The 20830-nt window shown below is 55.1% G+C and carries 16 protein-coding genes and 1 pseudogene; 6 read left to right on the top strand and 11 right to left on the bottom strand.

From position 1 onward, the window contains the following. Positions 1–22 precede the first annotated feature (22 nt). The 6 genes from VCJ09_RS13135 (at position 23) to radC (ending at position 5162) form a co-directional block, all read left to right on the top strand. Positions 23–739 (top strand): SOS response-associated peptidase family protein, encoded by a 717-nt coding sequence (locus VCJ09_RS13135; protein WP_324730636.1) that lies wholly within the window; start codon positions 23–25, stop codon positions 737–739. A 416-nt stretch (positions 740–1155) separates the two neighbouring features. Then, positions 1156–1485, top strand: a complete 330-nt coding sequence (locus VCJ09_RS13140; protein WP_324730637.1) for a hypothetical protein — start codon at positions 1156–1158, stop codon at positions 1483–1485. Between the two features lie 71 nt (positions 1486–1556). Then, entirely contained in the window at positions 1557–2525 is a 969-nt protein-coding gene (locus VCJ09_RS13145) for a DUF932 domain-containing protein (protein ID WP_324730638.1), read from the top strand. Positions 2526–2605: 80 nt separating this feature from the next. Next, on the top strand, positions 2606–3610 hold the full coding sequence (locus VCJ09_RS13150) for a YqaJ viral recombinase family nuclease (protein ID WP_324730639.1): 1005 nt from the start codon (positions 2606–2608) through the stop codon (positions 3608–3610). A gap of 81 nt (positions 3611–3691) precedes the next feature. Next, positions 3692–4618, top strand: a complete 927-nt coding sequence (locus VCJ09_RS13155) for a recombination directionality factor (protein WP_324730640.1) — start codon at positions 3692–3694, stop codon at positions 4616–4618. A 46-nt stretch (positions 4619–4664) separates the two neighbouring features. Further along, complete coding sequence (gene radC / locus VCJ09_RS13160) at positions 4665–5162, top strand: RadC family protein (protein ID WP_324730641.1); 498 nt, start codon at positions 4665–4667, stop codon at positions 5160–5162. Positions 5163–5435: 273 nt separating this feature from the next. Here radC and VCJ09_RS13165 read toward each other — a convergent pair whose 3' ends face one another. The 11 genes and pseudogenes from VCJ09_RS13165 to VCJ09_RS13215 form a co-directional block, all read right to left on the bottom strand. Continuing rightward, entirely contained in the window at positions 5436–8018 is a 2583-nt protein-coding gene (locus VCJ09_RS13165; protein ID WP_324730642.1) for an AAA family ATPase, read from the bottom strand. A gap of 21 nt (positions 8019–8039) precedes the next feature. Then, entirely contained in the window at positions 8040–9293 is a 1254-nt protein-coding gene (locus VCJ09_RS13170; RefSeq protein WP_324730643.1) for a DUF1269 domain-containing protein, read from the bottom strand. Between the two features lie 304 nt (positions 9294–9597). Further along, a pseudogene (locus VCJ09_RS13175) lies at positions 9598–9720 on the bottom strand (ATP-binding protein); the annotation flags it as partial. A gap of 348 nt (positions 9721–10068) precedes the next feature. Continuing rightward, entirely contained in the window at positions 10069–10632 is a 564-nt protein-coding gene (locus VCJ09_RS13180) for a condensin complex protein MksE (protein ID WP_324730644.1), read from the bottom strand. Further along, complete coding sequence (locus VCJ09_RS13185) at positions 10616–12022, bottom strand: hypothetical protein (RefSeq protein ID WP_324730645.1); 1407 nt, start codon at positions 12020–12022, stop codon at positions 10616–10618. Before VCJ09_RS13185 ends, VCJ09_RS13180 begins: the two co-directional genes overlap by 17 nt. Continuing rightward, on the bottom strand, positions 12019–14967 hold the full coding sequence (locus VCJ09_RS13190; RefSeq protein ID WP_324730646.1) for a hypothetical protein: 2949 nt from the start codon (positions 14965–14967) through the stop codon (positions 12019–12021). Before VCJ09_RS13190 ends, VCJ09_RS13185 begins: the two co-directional genes overlap by 4 nt. Positions 14968–14969: 2 nt before the next feature. Further along, complete coding sequence (locus VCJ09_RS13195) at positions 14970–15785, bottom strand: hypothetical protein (RefSeq protein ID WP_324730647.1); 816 nt, start codon at positions 15783–15785, stop codon at positions 14970–14972. A 52-nt stretch (positions 15786–15837) separates the two neighbouring features. After that, on the bottom strand, positions 15838–16830 hold the full coding sequence (locus VCJ09_RS13200) for a restriction endonuclease (RefSeq protein WP_324730648.1): 993 nt from the start codon (positions 16828–16830) through the stop codon (positions 15838–15840). A gap of 33 nt (positions 16831–16863) precedes the next feature. Then, entirely contained in the window at positions 16864–18336 is a 1473-nt protein-coding gene (locus VCJ09_RS13205; protein ID WP_324730649.1) for a class I SAM-dependent DNA methyltransferase, read from the bottom strand. Continuing rightward, positions 18333–19127 (bottom strand): HNH endonuclease signature motif containing protein, encoded by a 795-nt coding sequence (locus VCJ09_RS13210; protein WP_324730650.1) that lies wholly within the window; start codon positions 19125–19127, stop codon positions 18333–18335. Before VCJ09_RS13210 ends, VCJ09_RS13205 begins: the two co-directional genes overlap by 4 nt. Continuing rightward, positions 19124–20830, bottom strand: a complete 1707-nt coding sequence (locus VCJ09_RS13215; RefSeq protein WP_324730651.1) for an AAA family ATPase — start codon at positions 20828–20830, stop codon at positions 19124–19126. Before VCJ09_RS13215 ends, VCJ09_RS13210 begins: the two co-directional genes overlap by 4 nt.

Genomic DNA, 20830 nt, shown 5'->3' on the forward strand with positions numbered 1-20830 from the left:
AGGCGATGACGAGCGGACGGTCATGTGCGGACGATTTGCGCAGTATCAGGGGATGGCGGATTACCTGCGCGAGCTGAACAGCGAGCAGGAGGTAATCAGCGGCTACGACAACCTGCCGATCGAGCGCTACAACGTGGCGCCACAGACCAACGTGCAGCTGCTACACGCGGAGGGAGGCGGCCTGACGATTGCCGCGGTGCGATGGGGTTGGGCACCGCACTGGGCGAAGAAGGGGAAGATGCCGCCGCCGATCAACGCCCGTGTCGAGACCGTGGCGAGCGGCAAGTTCTTCAAGCAGATATGGCCGCACCGCGCGCTGGTCGCCGCTGATGGCTGGTACGAATGGTTGAAAGACGAGACCGATCCGAAGCGCAAGCAGCCCTACTTCATCCGCCTACGCGGTGGCGGGCCGATGTTCTTCGCCGCTATCGGCCAACTCCCACACGGCGGCAGCGAGGTTCACGAGGACGATGGGTTCGTGATCATCACTACCGACGCCCAGGGCGGCATGCTGGACATCCATGATCGCCGACCCGTGGTGCTACCAGCGGATTTGGCCCGAGAGTGGATAGACCCGAACACAACTCCGCGGCGGGCCGAACAGATCGTGCAGGAGCGGGGCCTTCAGTCCGAGGAGTTCGAGTGGTATCAGGTCAGCAAGGCGGTGGGTAACGTCAAAAACACTGGAGCAGCGCTGATTGTCCCCCTTGATTCCAGGAAATCACCCGACCGGCCCTGATCGGCCGGAGATGACCCGAACCAGTCAGCTGAAACCGGCGGGAATCGGTCAATTGCGGGTAAAACACAGGCCTCGCACATCCGTTGCGGCCGGAATTTACCTCACGGCTGTTGGTGTCGAGCGCTGGCAGCTCAAATTCCGCCTGAATTGGCATACACCTCAGCCAGCTTGGGGTGCCTGCAACGCTTGACCTGCGCCCTCGCGCGCGACGTGGCGTAGCAGACCTCAACGTTTCTCCCAAAAATTTACCACGGCGTAGATGCGAACGAAAAAAAAGGAAAAGCTCACCGGTTAGCGCCGGCCCAGCCTGTTGGGTATCTCATTCAAAAAAAATTCAAACCTATATCACTCGGGTGAACGCTCAGCGATGAGCGAATCGTTCAGCACTAACGCGTGAAATAGAGAGGAATTTGCATATGTATACCCCATGCCTTTGCTGCAATTCAGGACGCGTCATCACGAAAAATGTTGGGCGCACTACAGGCGGCGTTATCGGCTCGGTTGGTGGTGCTGCTAGTGGAGCTGCCGGCGCTTTATCCGGAGCGAAGATTGGTGGCGCTATCGGTGTTGTAGGTGGCCCCGTCGGCATAGCCCTTGGAGGTATTGCCGGTGCAATCCTGGGAGGTCTTTTTGGCGGTGCAGCGGGTGGATTAGCCGGCGCAACAATTGGCGAGCAACTCGATGAGCGCGTACTTAATAACTACGAATGCCTGGAATGCGGATACACGTTCAGCGCAAACAGCTGACCTCGCGACATCTCAATCTCAGTCCTACCCTCACAGGACTCCCCCGCCTCTACGACTAGGAATACCTCACCATGGCCCATCTCATCGAACAAATGGCTTACGTTGGTGCTACGCCGTGGCACGGCCTCGGCAATCAGCTCACTCAGAAACAGCCTATCGAGGTCTGGCAACGCGAAGCCGGCATGAACTGGCAGATCCAGGAAAGCCCTGTGCACTTCAAAGCCGACGCCATCGGTCATCTGGGCAGCATCCACTCCTTCCCTGAGCAAAAGGTTCTGTTCCGCTCAGACACCAAGGCGCCGCTGTCGGTGGTCTCCAACCGCTACCACACCGTGCAGCCACGTGAGGTGCTGGAGTTCTATCGGGATCTGACGGAGGTCTCTGGCTACGAGCTGGAAACAGCTGGCGTACTCAAGGGCGGTCGCAAGTTCTGGGCGCTGGCCCGTACCGGACAGGCAACCGCATTGAAGGGCAATGACCAGGTCAACGGTTACCTGCTGCTGGCCACTTCTTGCGACGGCACTCTGGCTACGACAGCAACGCCGACCACCGTTCGCGTGGTGTGCAACAACACGCTGACCATCGCCCTGGATGGCACCACCCGTGCGATCAAGGTGCCGCACAACACCCGCTTCGATCCCAAGGCCGTGAAGAAGCAATTGGGTATCGCCGTCTCGCAATGGGACGAGTTCATGTACCGCATGCGCAACCTGGCTGAACGCAAGGTGCAGTGGCATGAAGCCATGGGCTACTTCATGAACGTGCTGTGCGAGGTCAGCCCGAACAGCCAGTTGCCTGAGGTGCTGCCCAACGAACGGGCGCTGCGCAAGGTGCAGGCGCTCTATGAAGGCCGCGGCCGTGGCAGTCAGCTGGAGTCAGCGCAAGGCACTGCATGGGGTTTGCTCAATGCAGTCACCGAGTACGTCGATCACGAACGCCGTGCGCGCAGTAACGAGTACCGCATGGACTCGGCCTGGTTCGGCCAAGGCGCACAGATCAAGCAACGCGCCCTGGATGCGGCCCTGCAACTCGCCGCCTAAACGCCCTACTTCCTCACACCCAATCACGCCCGGTCAGCCTCGTGCTGCTCGGGCGTTTTTATGCCCGCAAGGTAACCGTTATGAAAGCCAAAAACCTGAATAGCACCACCGTCAAACCTCGCCCTGCCCTGCGCCTGGTCAACACCAAAGAACTGCCGCGTGAAGACTGGCTGGCCGTGCGCAAGCAAGGCATCGGCAGTTCAGACGCAGCGGCGGCTGTCGGGCTCAACCCCTACAAGTCGCAGCTTGAACTCTGGCTGGAGAAAACCGGCCGCGACGCCACCCTGCCGAAGCTAGACCCGCACGATGAGGAAAGCCCTGCGTACTGGGGCAATGTCCTCGAACCCATTGTTGCCTGGCATTACAGCAAACGCACCAGCAACCGCGTACGGCGCATCAACGCCGTGCTGCAGCACCCTGATCCCGAGTTGCCCTGGATGCTCGCCAACATCGACCGGGAGGTGATCGGTGCGGACGACGTACAGATCCTCGAATGCAAGACGGCCGGCATAAACGGGGCACGCCTCTGGAAAGAAGGCGTGCCCGAGTATGTGCAATTGCAGGTCATGCACCAGCTGGCCGTGACCGGTAAGCAAGCCGCCGACGTGGCTGTTCTGTTGGGCGGTCAGATCCTGGAGATCCATCGCATCGAACGGGACGAGCGGATGATCGCCCGCCTGATCGAGCTGGAGCGCAAGTTCTGGGAGTACGTCGAGACCGACACCCCACCAGCGGCTGATGGTTCTGCGTCAGCAGAGGCGGCCCTGCGTTGCCTCTATCCCGAGGACAACGGCCAAGTGATGGACTTCAGCTCGAATCCTGCTCTGTCGATTGCCTACGTGGAACTAAAATCAGTACGCCTGAACATTGCCCAGCAGGAAAAGCGCGAATCCCAACTCAAGCAAACCCTGCAGCAAGCCATGGGCGAAGCCACCCGTGCGGAGTTCTCCAGCGGCTACATCAGCTGGAAGAAAGCCAAGGACAGCGTCGGACTGGATGTCGACCGGATGCTCAAGGACAAGCCCTACCTGCAGGCTCGCTACAGCAAGATCAAAGAAGGCAGTCGCCGCTTCCTGATCGCTTGAATCCAAACATCCCACTCTCAAGCCACCCGGTTAGTTCGCTGACTCGGTGGTTTTTCTATTTTCAGATGAAGGAAAACCACCATGCTCAAAGGTCTGGCTATCACCCCGCCTGTGCTCGGGCGCATTTCCATCGGCAAGGTCGTCGAGAAGAACGGCAAGCGCCTACCGGAGAAGGACGATCAATTCACCATCACCTCGCAGGTACAAGGCCGGGACGGCTGGCTACTGCATCCACTGAACGACGAGCTGCGCCAGACGCAGGAAGACAAGCTGCGCAGCATCCCGATTCGATTTCTGTTCAATGAGCCGGATCTCAACTTCCGCGCCGATTACACCTTGTTCGATCGCAACACGGGTCGACCGGTGTGCGTCGGCAACGGCGAGACCTGTAAGCGCCAGGGTGAGGATGGCGTCAAGTCCATGCCCTGCCCCTCGCCGGATGCCTGCCCGTTGGCCAAGGGCGGTGCTTGCAAGCCTTACGGGCGACTGAATGTGGTGATCGGCGACGATGATCCACTCGGCAGCTTCGTATTTCGCACCACCGGCTTCAACAGCATCCGCACCCTGTCGGCACGCCTGCAGTACTTCCAGGCCCTCTCCGGTAATCGGCTGGCTTGTTTACCGCTGGAGATGCGTCTGCGCGGAAAGTCCACCCGACAAAGCCACGGCACGCCGATTTTCTACGTCGACATCACGGTGCGAGGAGGCCTTTCGCTAGAGGCTGCGCTGTTGGACGCACAGAAAACCGATGAGGCCCGTCGCAACGCGGGGTTCGATCAAGAAGCACTGGATCGTGCCGCACGACAGGGCTTCAACAACGGGGCATTCGAAGACAGCGAAGAAGATACCAGCGCCATCGTTGAAGAGTTCTTCTCCGCTCCTGGAGAGGAGATCCGTAACGCGGAATCCGTCATCAAGCCTTCACGTACATCCCAACCCTCACTGGCGGAAAAGCTGGAATCCAAAGCCCTCCAAGGTAGCAGCGGGCAACCTGGCCGCCCCCACTAACCATGCATCCATCTTCACCCAATGCCTCAACCTCAGGAGAATACTGATGAGATATCACAAGCTCAGGGCCGGTGAAGCGACCGGCACCTATGTCATGGAATCACCGGTTACCGAAGCGGACATCCTTCGCATGGCCCAGCAGTTCGCCAGCAAGCGGTTGGCCAAAGGCAGACTGCTGGCCGATCCACAACACGTATTCAGCCACTTGCAAACACTGCTGCAGCACTATGAACACGAAGTCTTTGCTCTGCTATTGCTCGATACCAAACATAGGGTAATCGGCTTTCGAGAATTGTTCCGGGGCACCTTGGACGGCGCCAGCGTGTATCCACGGGAGGTCGTCAAAATCGCCCTGGAACACAACGCAGCAGCAGTGATCCTGGTCCACAACCATCCCTCTGGTGATCCAGAGCCCAGTAACGCTGACCGTCACCTGACCACGACACTCAAGGACGCACTCAACATGGTCGGCACCAGGACACTGGATCACATCGTCGTCGGCAGCGAAGGCTGCGTATCATTGGCTGAACGTGGCTATCTGTAGGTAGCAGCGTCCTTTCCACTTGCTCTCCCGCCGATGACTGCACCTGACCTTGGTCAGGTGCAGTCATCGGCATGAGCTGCACCTACAACAATTTTTTTCAGCGCAATTCACGGAGACAACACCATGAGCGCCATGTGCGTTATCTACTTGTTGTTCGTTCGCATCAGCATCATGCTGGTACTGATGCTGGTGGTACTGAGCTATCAGGCAGCCTGATGATGCGTTTGGCACCTGTCAGATAGCGACTGAACAACTGTCACACTCAGTCCTTGCTTATTTTCGTGGAAATCCACCCCCCCTGCCAACCGGAGATCCAAGAACTGCGTTGTTGTGCTCGATAATAAAACCAAAAATAGATTCTTTTTTTATTTTGCTTTTATCCAAGAGCAATCTAGGGTTTTTTAGCAAGGCATGCCTAACTCCGTAATCACCACCCTCCAGCAACAGTTCCTGGATTTCTTTTGTCAAACCAGGATTAGTAGCCAGATTCACCCTTACACTTTGCTCCGGATCAACCGCGAGCCTTGCTTGCACTTCCTTCGCAAGATTTGGATGTAAGGTGAGGATTATTTTCAACGCGATATCCGCATTTTTTAGTAGCAGTAACTGCTCGCCCTCTGCCAACTCTGGACGCCTGGCGAATGCTTGCCTGATGCTGTTTTCACCACTTTCGAGCAGGTGAATTTTTACACTGCTTGTAAGCGATGGATTCGAAACCAGAGCAGCGCCAACCGAAGCATCTTTATCTGAAGCCAGTTTGAGCTGCAGTGTTTCAACCAATATCGGGTTGCAGGCCAGTGCAGCTCTTACTTCGGCGTATTTATCCTCAACAAGCTGCTCAGCAACGCATCCCGATATTTTTCTATTTCTTGCCAAGTTCTGGCGCACAACCACATCCTTGTCGTTAGCAAGTGTCGTTTGAAGTACTTCACTCAAATCCTTTTTGGTGGACAGGGTTCGACGGACGACGACCTCACTATCCGCTACCAGCGTCTGCTGCAACGCCATTCCTTCCGCCCGACTTGCCAGCTTGGTACGCAGATCTTTGGCAAGGGTGCCGTCATTAATCTGACGAATCAGCAAATCTTCCGGCGCATTGCTATTCAGGCAGGCCAGCTCAAGCAATTCAAGGTCGTACTGCGGGCTGTTCTCGGGAATATTGATGCGGATCGACAGTAGGCGTTCCGGACAGCGCACGTTTTCGTAAACGGCCTTGATCACTCTGCGCTGCGGATCCATGGCCAGCTTCTCTAGCTGATCGTCCGGACAATCAGGGTTGCTCGCAACCTCCTCACGTTTCACCTGGTTAGGGTCGGCAGCCATCTTGATCATCTGCGCCACACTCAGCCCCTGATACTCGGAGGCCGGGCGTAACTTGAGCTTCTCGAACAACTCTTCGTACTTACCGACCTGATCACGCAGGGTTTCGCGCAGAGGAATGGTGGACTGGATCGCGTCTTCCAGCAGTTCCTGAGTCAACGCGCTGTCGCCGATAAAGGCATTGGCCAAGGCTTCGTTGACCGCATTCTCGATGTCTGCACCACAGTAATCGCGGCATAGCTTTACGAGCTCGCCCATCTTCAAGCCCTTAACCGCCTGGCGCGACTTGCCCAAGTGAATTTTCAGGATACTTTCCCGTTCCACTGCATTGGGAAAGCCTACATAAAAGATCTCGTCGAAACGCCCTTTGCGCAGCAGTTCCGGTGGCAGAGCGCTGATGTCGTTGGCGGTGGCGATGACGAAAACAGCTCCGGTCTTTTCCTGCATCCAGGTCAGGAAGTAGCCCAGCAAGCGCGCAGTCACTTCCGAAGCATTACCGCCGCCCATACCCACAAAGGCCTTTTCCAGCTCATCTACCCAGAGAATGCAGGGGCTAACGGTCTCGGCCATGCTCAGCGCGCGGCGCATGTTGTGCTCGCTTTCGCCGACATACTTGCCAAGCAACGAGCCAATATCCAGACGCAGCAGGGGCAACTGGAACAGACTAGCGGCAACCTTGGCCGTCAGCGATTTACCGCAACCGGGCATGCCGGCGATCAGCACTCCCTTAGGAGCCTTGACTCCCCGCTGAGTGGCCTCGTCCAGCCGACGGATAATAGTGGCGCGCTGCTCCAGCCAGTGTTTCAGATTCTCCAGGCCGCCGATGTCGCCCAATTCAACGACGCTGGGGACCATCTCTAGTACACCGCTCTTGGCGATGATTTGTTCCTTCTCGTGAAGGATCGTCTTCAACATATTCTCATCTAGCGTCGCAGTCTGCCGCCCCATCATCCTTAGCAACTGACCGATTTCGCTGGCGGTCAGCCCACTCAGTCCAGAAACCGCCAAATCATTCAAAGTGTTCGGAACGGCCAATTGCCCGCAGGCTTCGGCCTGAGCCAGCAAGACCTTTATCTCCTCGCGATTCGGCAGAGGTAGGGATAGCAGGGTAACTTGGGCTTCAATCGAGGCGGGGATACAGACCGCCTCCGATACCAGGATGACTGAGCATTCGCCGGCGTGATGACGCTCGATCAAGTTCAGCAACTGCTTGAGGCGGGCAATCGCGAGCGTGTTGTGCTCCAAGGCAAGCCGGGCACCTTTGATCACAATCAGCGACTGCTCAAGGTCCGCATCCAGCAGCGCCAGCAGTGCATGCTCCAGCTCGGTTTTACCGGACTCAGGGTTAGCCAATGGCCGCTTGTTGTCGAAATCAACCCAGCCATGCCCAAGGTTCCACTCGTGGATACGCTTCAGCCCGAGCTCACCCTGAAGTCGAATCAGCAGTCGATCGACACGTGCCTCTTCGGCGGACTGGATATAGATGGCGGGAGCGCCAGCCAGGAAATGCTCTTCCAGCTTTACTTCGAAATTCATTTTGCTTTTCACGAAAGAGCCTCAGCCAAAAATCGAGCTAACCGCGCTTTTTAAAGCACCGACTACAGCCGAGCTAACCTCTTTAATGGTTTCCGTCACTTTCCGAACCACCTTGCTGGCAACCTCGACAATCTTTCTGCCACCCTTTTCAATAAGTGTGCCCACCGCCTTTCCTGCTAGGCGACCGGCAATACCGCCAACAAAACCGCCAAAAGCCGTGCCTCCAGGACCAAAAACGGAACCTAACGCAGCTCCCCATTGGGTGCCTAGCTGGGTACCTTTCTGTTCAACGGCTTGCGCCAGCGAACGAGCGGCTACCATAGTTGTCTGCTCGATGGCATTGATTGCGGTATCGGCGAGGATGTCGCCCTGCCCCAGCTTATACAGCGCTTTAGCACGCTCAAGACCGGTATAGGTCGTGGTTGCTATCATCTCGGCAGGCATATCGCGGAAAAAGCTCAGCCAACCACTTTTAGCGGCAACCACCACGCCGCCGGAAACGGCAATCTGCGCACCGATATGCTGGGTCGACTTCAGCGAGCTGTCGAAAAACTCCTGCAGGGCCACGCTGGCCGGTGCATTTTCATGACCACTCATCCAGTTCCAAGTGCGCTGCCCGAGAATGCGAGCGCCGTGGTAGGAGGCATTCAGAGCCGCATTGAGCAATGCCTGGTTGTTGATGTCCTTGGCAATGGCCAAGCGGGAGTTTTCGTCCCAGATCGTTGGCTGTTTTTCCGTAGCGACTGTCGTACCGCCAATGGCAACACTAGTAGATACAGTGGTGTCACGAATATCCGGCGTGAGCGTCTGCACCAGCGATACGTTGGCCGACGCCAGCATGTCCTGCACTTGTTCGGCGTACTCGCCCAGATTCAGATCGGGATTGACCTGAGCATCCTGCTCCAGCTCCTTGGCTAGCCAGTTAGCCGTGCTTTTGCCCTTGTCGAGATGCTGCTGCAACGACTCTTTATGCTGGTTGGTACGCGTGATCGAGTCGATCAGCGTGCGCGCGACACCTTCGACTTCGGCATTGTTTTCCCACAGATGTGGATACTTGTTGAATTCCTGCGTGAGCCACTGATCCAGTGGCATCTCCTTACGATGCTGGTCGTAGGAGCGAATAAAGCTCCAGATGACCTCGGCAGCCTTGGGCGCACTGCCCGCGTCAGCGAATGCGACTTGACTAAGCAGATCTGCTTGGCGCTCGTGCTCGCCTTCGCCATGAAGTAGGTGCCCGGAGGCGTTCGGTGTAGAAAATCCGTTTGATTGGCTCATGGCAGAGTGTCCGTGAAGGGCTTAGCAAGGGGACAAGAAAGACGGGGATGATACCCGGGCAAAGTACATGTGGTCTCGCCATCTGATTGGTAAGTTACTGAGTCAGTTGCCGGCATACCCCAAAATACAGGCCACAATCCGCTCCTCCCAGGTTTGCCGCATCGCAATACCCGAGACTGCGCATTCCACGTCATCCGGCCACCCAGTCCACGCTTATCCGGCCGGGATTTCCACGCACATCCGGCCACCCGTTCCACGGCCATCCGGCGAGCAGTCGGAGCGCAGCGACGCAGGGGTGGCATTGTTAGTCTGAGGCGCCCGGTGCCGTCAATTTCTTCGCCCGCTTGCGCATCGATTTGCCCTTCAGGTTGATCCGGTAGGCATTGTGCACCAGGCGGTCGAGGATGGCGTCGGCCAGGGTCGGGTCGCTCTTGCCTGCAGCTCAGACTGAATATCTTCGGGTTTCACAATCCGCTCAGCTGCATCCTTTCGGAGCATCTCTGGCGGGCGGTAACTGCAAGTTGCCACCGAGCAGCGACTCATCTTCCTCGATGCGGGCAACAAAGCGCTCATCAAGCGACCGCATTCAGCCTCGTCTGCGAATATGGCTACCATCACTAAAGACCTTGGTAATGGTTAGGTGCGAGACCAGGTATCAGCGTATTAACCATACGATTTCACTCGTGAGGCAAAACACCTCCGTTGATCCACTCATTTGCGGGCCAGCAGTTTGCCAATTCTCCAAAGCGACGCTACACAATAACGCAGTCATAACTCAAGCCACCAACACTACCCCAGGCTCTGAATTACTGTATTTGAACACGTCGTCAAAGAACGCTAATCCAGCATGCGTCAGTACCAGATTACCTTTTGCATTCCTGTAGGCAATCCCACGCTGCTCGAGATTTTTCCTAACTGCCGATGCCAGAGCCTCACCTTTCATGTTGCTGGCCGACATGACGTCCTGTTTGTCTTCTCCCTTCCCGACCTCCGCCATAACCACATCTGACACACCTGCTTCACCGTCCCGCAGAATATCAAGCTGGTAGCCCAGTTCGTGCAGTCCACGAGCCAGGATCAGCAGTAGAACCTGGATTTTCCTGACCACCTCGCTGTACTCCTCATCGCGTTCGACTGAGCGAATGTAGATAAAGCAATTGCGCATAACCAACTCAAAGCCGATGTTCAGGTACAAGGGCTTGTAGCCTTGGTCGTAGTTATTGAGGACCTCTTCGAAGAGCGGGTTGGGTTTTATTTCACCACTATCGTAAGTGTCTTTGTTGATCACCTTCCCCGACATCAACTCTTTGTAGATGGCCTGGCTAAGCTGTTGTCTCACTGTTCTGCTCCTCGATCCTCAATTTGTAATAGGTCAGTTTCTGCCTGTCGTCCTCAATGATTCCTAACTGAAATCGAGGGATTAGCACGATGTCCTCTCGGTGCTTTAGCCAAGACACGCCTTCTACCAGGTCAGCAATTTCGTAGTCGCTGATCTGCTGGGCCAGATGAGTGTGAAGCGACGCATGGGCGTCAGGCCCAACCTGAAGAGGCCACTCATCTATCAACCTTCCAATTAGTTTTCGACGCACGTCTGAAGCACGCCTAGCTTTGAGCACCTCCTCTCCAACCGGCTCAACTGACGTTGTCGTTACCCGGGTATTTTTGAGCGAATCCAGGCTGCTTCGCAGATGCTCCTGAAGGTGAAGCCAATGGTCTACGTTGTGCCATTCAATCTTGCTTTCGGCTCTCTGCCTCCTCAGGCCTTTGAAGGTAGAGAAACGCTCAAGCACCTCATGGCCCATTGGAATGAGATTGCCCCTAAGCTTCCCGTCATGGAGCTCCCGGCATGCAACCAGCAAGTCGTTGAAAACACTCTCTACCTGATCGTACTCACGGCGCTGACGTTCATTCTGATGAACGTAGCGCTGCAGGGATTTGCTGATGACTTCCACGTCATAGCGGTACGAACGAATGGATGCCACTGCATAGAGAACCTGTTGGCCCAATTTTGGCAGCTTGGCATCGCGAAAAATTTCAGATATCCGCAGCAAGGCAGTGAGTGCCGGCAGACCTTTCTTCAAAGGCTCCCTCTCATTGAGGAACTGCAATGTGGGGAGAACATGCCTACCGTAGATTCGGGTGATCGCCTGCAAAGCGCCGCGCGCCTGCTTCACCTCGTCGAGGTTCTCAAGGCTCATCCCTTCGACGATCTCAGCCAGGCGAAGTGTCTGCCCCTGAAGGCTGTCCACGTTCTCCTTGATCTTCCCTTGAGCGTAGCGGATGCGCTCCCGGAGTAGCTTAAGCTCATCCTCGAACGTGTCGTTCCCCTGCTCAATCACTGTCAAATCGCGAAGCTTTTCAAGACTATCGTTGAAGCTGCCGCACAGCGCCTCAAGATCGGCGCTACTCAGCTGCCGAAGACGCGATTTATCAAAGTGGCGAAATAACTCGATCAGAAACGGGGCGAAGGCAATGACTCCTCGCTTGGTGTCATGGTGCAATATCAGGCTTGCCCGGACGAGGTTACGCACGTCGAAGGCCGCTTCAATTTTTTGCCGATCGGATCTATTGTCTCCCAGCGAATCAAGCAGCTTCATTACCGTGGACTCGTACAGACGAGTTGGGACCTCTTCACCAGCCGAGCCTTCATCCATGATGTCGATAAGATCAAGAAAAATGTGCTTGTGCTCGATCATGAGCATGACCGTTTTGTCAGCTGCAACGATCATCCTGCAGTGATCTCCACAGCATCATCGGCGGAATCTTTTTTTGTCCTCAGAGACTCGCTTTCACCTGTGTAGATCACTCGACGTAAGTGGCTGTAAGTTCTGTCGGTAGCAAGAAAATGCGAAAGGTCGATGTAGTTTTCGATTACTTTCGCAATAGTGGACGTCGGCTCCGGTGTTGCCCCGAATAGCACGAACCCTTCAGACTCAGCGATGCCACGCGCAGCCTTCAGATTCAAGTGGCTCAGATTCGACAGCTCGTCCATCACCAATGGCAAACAGATCTGTGTATTCGCAACCAGCAGCCTGCGCAGAAGGATCGATAGCAAACGGCAGTTGATCATTGCCGTAGTACCGTTGGATTGATCCTCTTCGGTGTACTTGTCATGTCCACGCTTGCGGTATCGGTATCCAACCCGATCGATCAGCAGACTCATATCCAGGGTGGCCCCCCGGCGACCACCATTAACAAAAAACTCGGTGCAGAAAGCTCGTAACCGTTCATACAAGCGCTTCTCGTGGAGCCCGGTTGTCATGAGGTTTATGGAATCAATATCGACCAACAGCTCTTCGAAATGGGGATTCAACACGCAGTAGATCTCTATCGCCTCGAGGTCAGACACACTGAACTCCGAGAGCTGGTCATCTACCTCTTTCTCGAACTCCTTGATCATCCTTCTGGCGTGTTTAATTTCGTCGATTTGAATCGAGGTATTCGAGTTATGCGCGGTGACCTTGGCCTGGTAGGTTTGCAGTTCACCTTCCAAGGTTCCGAACATCGCCGCGAAAGCTTTCCGACAGCTACGCATCCGACCTAAGTCATGGAAAGCATGGTAGCCAAAGTCTCTGCCCTCCTCGCCCAGCAAGTTACGTCTCAGTAATTCATCCAGGGCCACTTGCAGAGCTTCTCTGCTCTTGGCTACCTCAGATGCGAACTGAGAAATCTCCTTGATCTGATTGGGGTGAAAGGAAATATCGCGAGCGTTTAGCTTCATTTCGCGGATCGAAAGGAATCCTAACGTGATCTCTGCTAGGTTGCGGATCTGCTCTAGGTAACTGCGCAGATCGTCGTTTTCCTTCCTGACTCTGGCGAGTACTTCTTTTGCGCGCTCAGCCTCTATTGCTAGGTCCTCCAGCTCGCCGGCGGCATCCGTCACACTCTCAAGTAGCTTGGCCAACTCTACCGTCTGTCCCCCCACTTCAAGTTCCAATGCTTTCTGCTGCTCGCGTATGTAGCCATGCCGGCTGAGTAGTTGGACCTCTTCATCAGTTTCAGTCCGCTCGCGGTTCAGCTTTTTGGCCTTATCCTTGGCCTGCTCAGCAGTCAACTTACTGTCATCGTTTAGGCGCTGAATGAGGTCATCGCAGTCCTTGATATCATCATCAAGCTTGATCAGATCTTGCTCATGCTGCTTCCTTGCCCTGGTCGGGTCGAAAGACATGAAACCGAATGAGGTCTCCTGGCTCAGAAAACTGAGGAAAGAATCTCGCTCTTGGAATAGACAGCCAAACTCTTTGATGGCTTGCTTCTGGTCGGAGTTGAGTCGAGGAGTCAGGTTAGTGAACAGCGTCGAGTTCAAGCTACTCAGCACCGACGCACTGTGACGATCGACCTGCTCGAGAACAGTTTCCACATGCTCATCAAGGATTTTTCGGAGTTGGTCGCGCTGATGGCTAAGACTGTTCTTATTCCTGATCGCTTGGGCTAGTTGCTCAGCACTATGGACCTTGTTTGTCAGGGTCTGGATCTCCGTACTCAACTCTGCTGAGAGATCGGATAAGAGCTCGCGAACCTCATGCTCTGTTGTGCCAGGGTAACGCCGAAGAATCTCGCTGACCTTAAATAGCTGCTTTTGGGCACCTTCCAAATCCTTCTGCCGAAGATTAAGTGCTCCAGCCAGCTTCAGATACTCAGCTTTGACCAAACCGTGATGCTGCCTCTTCGCAGAGTGAGCAGCCTCAAGAGCTTGATATCCCTCAGACGCCGTCTTCACCTCATCAAGAATGCAGGACTGCCTTTCTGCCAAGGCATGCTCAACATCGACGATATTCTGAACGATCAGCTCGGACTTCGTCTCAAACTGCTGGAACTGGCTATCAAAGCGCTCCCAAGGCTTCCGCGCGCTTTCTATGTCGACCAGACGATCACCTTCTTTTTTCAGGTTCTCGTAGTCATCAAGGATCTCGCTGAGGCTGACACTCAGCTCTGCATTCTTCCGGTCCTTGTCTCCTTCGATGATCGTGGCGATGGTATCCGGCAGAGTGCGGCGGTCCTTCGCACCGATATCGAAGGCAAGGTGGATAAGCATCTTCCACGCGTCGATCTCGCGTGCAGTACCGCCATTCCTAAGAGGCAGCAAACAGAAGCGGCCTTCCTCACGATTCAGAGCCTGTTGACCGAAGAGCCTCTGGCGGATGACAGTCCCGTCATTCATGGCCTCCCCACCTCGTGCTCGGAGATCCGAGAGTACACCTGAAAGTGAGATGCCTTCGATGGGAGCCCCCATGCCTCCGTTAATCGGCGACTCAAGGTCCCAAAATAGGTGTTGGATGTCAGCATACACGCAAGGTACTGCCAAGCGGCCGTATGAGAATGGTCGATTTCCTCGGTGAAGCACCAGGCAAAAAGGCCCGTGCATATTCTCTGCTTCAAGGATGATGAAAGAGTGGTTCTCAGGGAAGTAGTAGCTGTAGCTGGCGTCGGCCGAGTAGTACGTCCCAGCCGGCCCCTTGAAGGCGAATTTCTTATCGCAGCTCTTGAAGTTCTCGTGGGGCAGCAGAAAAAGCTTCAATGCGTTCAGCATCGAAGTCTTGCCGAGGTTATTCTGACCACACAAGGCCGTGTGCTTGTCCACCCGAATCGCGGTATAGGCATAGGCTGCACTATTCACAAAGATCAGCCTGTGGAATTTGTACACGTCCTGGAACGCATAGGAATCGTTGAGCATCGTCAGTCCCTTGCCGTGATTGGCATCAAATAGGTTTCCTGCTCCAGCGCTTTTTGGCTGTCTCGCATCAAACCAATCAGCTCATTCGTTTCCTTGGATAAGCCAACGAATTCGAGGAGATCTTGTCTCGCTTGCCGGCTTAGCAAGTATCTGGAGGCACCGAGCCGACGGGCAATATCACCGGGGTACACGAACACGACTTCGGTTTTGTCTGGGAGCGAGTGGAGGAGAGTTCGATACATCTTCAAGCCACCCAAGTCAGCATCAAACAAGCAGTACAGACTTTGGTACTGACTGAGAAATGGCACGTTCAGCCTATTGGTAATCTGGTTACCGGCACTGAAAATGATGTCCAGATCATCACTCCGCTCAACTACACCGCAGCCGGCAAGAAAAGCGAGTGTTTGTTCGAGGGCTAGGAAGTTTTCTAGGTTTTCAACTAGCAATGCCGCCAGCCGTGGAGCATGTGGAGACACCCAAGCATGCTCACCCAACAAAACCACGCTCGGATGGGGTTGTGACACGCTTCGTGTTATCAGGAGCGAACCGCTGACAGCTTCCCTGTGACTGTCACCATCGAAAGCAGCGCCTATCCGGCCGGTAATCGCTGATGGCTCGTATTCCCGAATCAGCTCAGCAAAGCGATCTTCCCGCAAAACAGTCACCTGATGACTGTTTCTTCCTACTTTCGACACAGAAAATGTGTCGAGCAGGTAGACCATACTCTTGCCTTGACCAAACATTTCTTTGGCGAATGCCTGGAAATTAATCGGGTGACCGACTCTGATTGAGCTGAGATAGCTGTAGATTCTCGCCATTGCATTCCTTGCGTGTAACCGACCGGCTACCGCCTAGTAGAAAGACTGTAGCTCAGGCCGGCCAATACAATCTCTTTAGAGGCACGATGCGCTTGGTCTCAGCATCGGTTGCGTCGTAATGCTCGATCAGCGCGCGCACCACATGATCCAATGTCCACATCGCTAGCGGGATAGAGGCTCGATCAGCCTCGTACTGGGCATCTTTGCTAAAGCCTCCCGTGCTCACGTAAAGACCTCGATCATCTTTGTGCCGCCCGCCCAGAAAGCTACGGATGTCCTGGCTGCCCATCTGCCCTTTGCGGTGCTTGACCTCCACGACGATACGGGGGTGCTCGAAGCCGAAGCCGTCGGGTGAGGCGACGATGTCCTTACCGCGATCGGAGCCAGGTGGAGAAACTTGAGTCTTGTAGCCCATCGCCCGAAGGATACCGGCGACTAGCTGCTGCATATCGTCCCAATCAAGCTCACTTACACGATCCTTGATGCGCTCCAACGCCTGAGACTCAACGTCAGCCAGCGGGTCAGCGATGCTTTCTTCTGGCACATCCTCCACTGGGGAAACTGGCTTGCCTTTTAGCGCTTCAATCACCTCGGTGGCGGCGCTAGAAGGCACCTCGAACAAGGTCAAAGTCGAGCCCAAGCTGTTCTTGGTGCTGGTGCCCAGGTTATCGCGCGGCAACTCCTGCTGCTGCCACTGCACTTTGCGCACAAGCGGCATGCCCTGCTCAGCCCATTCGGGATGGTGTTCGGCAGGCCCCGTGACCTTGCCAACCAGATACAAGCGATTGGCAGGCGAATAGGTAACAACCCAGTCACCGTCCTGAATCTCGTTAACAAAGCGCCACACTTGCGAAGCGCCCGAGATCACCGAGCCTTGTTTCATCTGGGGCTCAAGTGCTTGGTACAGGGCAATCAGCTCTTTACGCCCGAGACCAGGCTTCGCATGTGGCACTAACTGGCTCCAACCGATTGCAGCAACTTCGCGCTCCCGAAAAGAGTCATATAGGCTTCCCGCTTCACCACGTACCATCCACATCCGCGTCATTTAATCTCCCTCAGACCTCACAGTAATCGCAACTCAATCGCCCAACTCAGATCTAGGCAAACTCAAAGAAACCTCACGAAACGCAAGCAATGCAGCTTCGAGGTGCTCAATGATCTCCTGCTGCAGCACATCCGGCGGCGGTAAATCGTCGAGGTTGTCCAGGCTATCGTCTTTCAGCCAGAAGATGTCCAGGCTGGCTTTGTCGCGGGCCATTAGTTCTTCGTAGCTGAAGAACTTGAACCGTTCTGTCGCGACGCGTTCGTGGCGATTTTCCGGGTTGTAGCAAGTGACGAAATCCTGCAAATTGTCCAGCTTCAGCGTGCGCGTCTTTAGCGTGAAGTGTTTGTTGGAACGCAGGTCGTAGAACCACACGCCCTTGGTGTGCACACGTCCATCCTTGGGCGCGCTGTCGAAGAACACCACGTTCGCTTTCACACCCTGGGCATAAAAGATGCCCGTGGGCAGACGCAGCACTGTGTGCACATCGCAGTTTTCCAGCAGCTTTTTGCGAATCTTCTCGCCAGCGCCACCTTCAAACAGCACGTTATCGGGCAACACCACGGCCGCTTTACCGTCCACTTTCAGCATACTGACGATGTGCTGCAGGAAGTTGAGCTGCTTGTTCGATGTGGTTTCCCAGAAGTCCTGCCGCTCGTAGGTCAGCGCCTCTTTGTCTTCCTCACCCTCTTCGGTGGTGATGGTCATGCTGCTCTTCTTACCGAAGGGCGGGTTAGCCAGCACGTAATCAACTTTCAATTTGGGCTCAGTGATCAACGCATCCGAACGTTCCACCAAAGGCTCACCATCCAACTCGCCAACGTTGTGCAGAAAAAGGTTCATCAAGCACATGCGGCGTGTGTTTGGCACGATCTCGTTACCGTGGAATGTCTTGTCGCGCAGGAATTCTTTTTGCGATTTGTTCAGTTTGGCACCGGACCGCGTCAACCAGTTGTATGCGCCCAGGAAGAAGCCGCCTGTACCGCAGGCCGGGTCCGCAATGGTTTTCATCGGTTCGGGGCGCACACAGGCCACAATCGCCTCGATCAGTGCGCGTGGTGTGAAGTATTGGCCTGCACCGCTTTTGGTGTCTTCGGCGTTCTTCTGTAGAAGGCCTTCATACAGGTCGCCCTTGGTGTCGGCCCCCAGGCTGATCCAGCTTTCGGCATCAATCAGCTGTACCAGACGCGAAAGCTTGGCCGGGTCTTGAATTTTGTTCTGCGCCTTGAAGAAGATAGCGCTCAGCATGCCTGACCCTTGCCCCAGCTTGTGCAGCGTGGCCAGGTAATGCGCTTCCAGCGGTTCGCCCACCTTTGAGGTCAGGCCGGCCCAGTCATAGCCCTTCGGAATGTGAGTATCGCGGTTGTAGGGCTCCTGCGCGTATTCGTGCGCCAACTTCAGGAATAGCAAGTAGGTAAGTTGTTCCAGGTAGTCACCATAGCCCACGCCGTCGTCGCGCAAGGTGTGACAGAAATTCCAGACTTTCTGGACAAGGGAATTAGTATTCATAAAAGTGACTCCACCCAAGTCTTATCGCGATGCGTGCCAATGGCAGATCGGAAAAAACTCGCGTATTCGTGTTCGTAGGAAAGATGTTTTTTCAGTTCAACAATGACTGCAGGATTGGCTGCGTCGCCTACAACAGCAAGCAACGTGGCAAGTGCCTGCCACCGACTGCGCCTGTCCTCAGGGCTATTCCATTCGTTGAATCCAAGCTGGTCAATCGTGTACCGCGCGCGCTGGAACTCCCAAGTTCCTGTTGGAGCTACTGGCTTGACCTCGCCGTCAATACCGTGGGCTAGCAGTTCGCAATCAGCAAGCACACACGGGTCCAATAGTCTAGGCAACTCCGCACCCAAAGGAGTTACGGGTAGAGAGCAACGCACTGCCTCATCCTGAATCGGAAACTCATTGGCCTTGCCATACAGGGTTCCGCCTTCATCCTTCTCTGGACGATTGCAGCGTTGGCACGAAAGCCGGAAGTTCCACCATTCATAAGCCAACCAGTAGTACCCGCTATGACCAGCCAACTTGACCCCATCCACTGTGATGCCCAATTTGGGCCGAAAGTGGTCGACATCAAAAGGCGCGCGTGGGCTTTTCGCTTCGCAGTACCAGCATTTTTGACCGCTGGCCTTGGCGAGCCACTTTTTGAGCAAGCCCCAGCTACCGTTCTTCTTGATATAAGCGGAGCGGAGATCATGCGAGGCGAATGCCCCAACCGTCGTTATTCTGCTGGAAGAAATTTTGAGCCAGCGCACGGGAAAGTGAGGTGGCAATGGAATCAGAATAAACCTCAAGCCTCCCCCTCCTGCAAGCTGCGCAGCAGGCTTTGTAACAAGGCATCGAGTGCCTTTTGTTTGTTTTCTGGCGTGACAACGGCACCCTCGATATCGCCATCTGCAGCCAAATCAAATCTGGCACGTAGATACTCTTGCTCCAACCGGTCACGCGAGGCGAAGTTGAAGTCCAGACCTTCGAGCCGCTGGCGGATGTCTACTAACCTCTCCCGCTCAGCCTCACTGAGAGGCTGCTGCTGGGTGGCGAGTTGGTGCAAGGCCAGCAAGTCGTCATTCGTGGCTTTGTCCAGGCTGGTACCCAAGCCGAACATATCGCTGGTTACGATGCCAGCGAAGCCCATGCCTTTGGGATCGACGGCCGGGTTCTCAGCGCGCACCGTGCGGCTGCCTGTTTCGCGGTACAAGATTTGAACCTGCTCCTTGACCAGTTCTGCAATGGCTAAAGGGTTGTGGGTCGTCAGCACGATATGGCTGTTGTCCTGGCCATCACTGTTCTGCCCGACAAACGATTTCAGATAGTTCAGATAGTCCACACACCATCGTGGATTGAGGTGCGTGTCTGGCTCATCAAGCAGGAACAGACTTTCATCCTCAGCAGTAAAGCGCAGCAAACCCAACACCGTCAGCAACTGCTGCTCACCCTCGCTGAGTTCACGAAAGGTCACGCTGCCATCGTTTTTCTTGAGGCGCACACGAATGCGCACCTCCTCGATCAACTCGGAGACATGGGTACTTTCTAAGTCGCGGAAAAAAGCGCTGGGCGGTTGGTTGCCAACGAGTCGCCGGAGCGCATCGATATCCTTGATGAACAGGTACTGGAACTCAGTGCTTTCCTTATTCCAGAGGGTAAGTTGCTTGTCTCGAGTTATTCGAATTGGCGCAAGCGCAATGTTTTGCAAACGCTCCAAGAACGTCTGCACAACACCCTTCGCCCCCCAGAAGCGGTCGTCACCGTCGCCGCTGATTTTCTTTTTGCCTCGCTTCTTACTCCATCCAGGCTGTTTGAGCACGAACAGCACCGACTCAATACCTTCTTTAGGATCGAGGCCTAGGTGGTCATCGAGGAACTTTCGCACCACTTCAGGCTGCTGAATCAGGAAAGCCAACAACACGAACTGACTGTGCACTGGCATGGCATAAAACAAGCGTTTCAGGCCTGGGTCTTCGCCGTTGCGCAGCTTGCTGTCGTAACCTTCCAGGTAAGGGCGAAACACCTCGTGCATGCGCGGGCTCTCGCCCGAGTAGTAGCTGAACACATATCGCGGCAAGTACTCGGCGTCCGCGTTTAAGAAGGCCGTGAGTTTGATAGCTTTGCCACGTAGAGCCGATACTGTTTCATCACCCTCGATGCGTGGGATCAAGGTACCTTCACCACGAGCCTGTGCATCCGTCGCAACGTGAATAGTGAACGGCTCTTTCTCGCGATCAGGGTCTGCGTCGATGTGAATGTGCCGAACGCTCTCGCCCGCCCCCATGCGATAGGCCAGTTGAAAAGCGAAGGCTGGCGCACGTTTCTTGCAGATCAAGTCGCGGAAGATAATAGCCAGCGCTTCCAGCACGTTGGACTTACCGGTGCCGTTCCAGCCGATTACCACCGTCACCCAATGATCCTGATCAAAGTCTATGGTGACGTTCTTCAAATTCTTGAACTGGTGGGCCGGGCTGTCTATGGCGCTACCGATGATGATTTTGTCGAGCCGCAT

The organism is Pseudomonas paeninsulae, from assembly GCF_035621475.1.
Lineage (GTDB): Bacteria > Pseudomonadota > Gammaproteobacteria > Pseudomonadales > Pseudomonadaceae > Aquipseudomonas > Aquipseudomonas paeninsulae.

Excerpts from the sequence above, each read along its gene's own strand:
- VCJ09_RS13135 (WP_324730636.1), top strand. The coding sequence starts at position 23 with ATGTGCGGACGATTTGCGCAGTATCAGGGGATGGCGGATTACCTGCGC.
- VCJ09_RS13140 (WP_324730637.1), top strand. The coding sequence starts at position 1,156 with ATGTATACCCCATGCCTTTGCTGCAATTCAGGACGCGTCATCACGAAA.
- VCJ09_RS13145 (WP_324730638.1), top strand. The coding sequence starts at position 1,557 with ATGGCCCATCTCATCGAACAAATGGCTTACGTTGGTGCTACGCCGTGG.
- VCJ09_RS13150 (WP_324730639.1), top strand. The coding sequence starts at position 2,606 with ATGAAAGCCAAAAACCTGAATAGCACCACCGTCAAACCTCGCCCTGCC.
- VCJ09_RS13155 (WP_324730640.1), top strand. The coding sequence starts at position 3,692 with ATGCTCAAAGGTCTGGCTATCACCCCGCCTGTGCTCGGGCGCATTTCC.
- radC (WP_324730641.1), top strand. The coding sequence starts at position 4,665 with ATGAGATATCACAAGCTCAGGGCCGGTGAAGCGACCGGCACCTATGTC.
- VCJ09_RS13165 (WP_324730642.1), bottom strand. The coding sequence starts at position 8,018 with ATGAATTTCGAAGTAAAGCTGGAAGAGCATTTCCTGGCTGGCGCTCCC.
- VCJ09_RS13170 (WP_324730643.1), bottom strand. The coding sequence starts at position 9,293 with ATGAGCCAATCAAACGGATTTTCTACACCGAACGCCTCCGGGCACCTA.
- VCJ09_RS13185 (WP_324730645.1), bottom strand. The coding sequence starts at position 12,022 with ATGATCGTTGCAGCTGACAAAACGGTCATGCTCATGATCGAGCACAAG.
- VCJ09_RS13190 (WP_324730646.1), bottom strand. The coding sequence starts at position 14,967 with ATGCTCAACGATTCCTATGCGTTCCAGGACGTGTACAAATTCCACAGG.
- VCJ09_RS13195 (WP_324730647.1), bottom strand. The coding sequence starts at position 15,785 with ATGGCGAGAATCTACAGCTATCTCAGCTCAATCAGAGTCGGTCACCCG.
- VCJ09_RS13200 (WP_324730648.1), bottom strand. The coding sequence starts at position 16,830 with ATGACGCGGATGTGGATGGTACGTGGTGAAGCGGGAAGCCTATATGAC.
- VCJ09_RS13205 (WP_324730649.1), bottom strand. The coding sequence starts at position 18,336 with ATGAATACTAATTCCCTTGTCCAGAAAGTCTGGAATTTCTGTCACACC.
- VCJ09_RS13215 (WP_324730651.1), bottom strand. The coding sequence starts at position 20,830 with ATGCGGCTCGACAAAATCATCATCGGTAGCGCCATAGACAGCCCGGCC.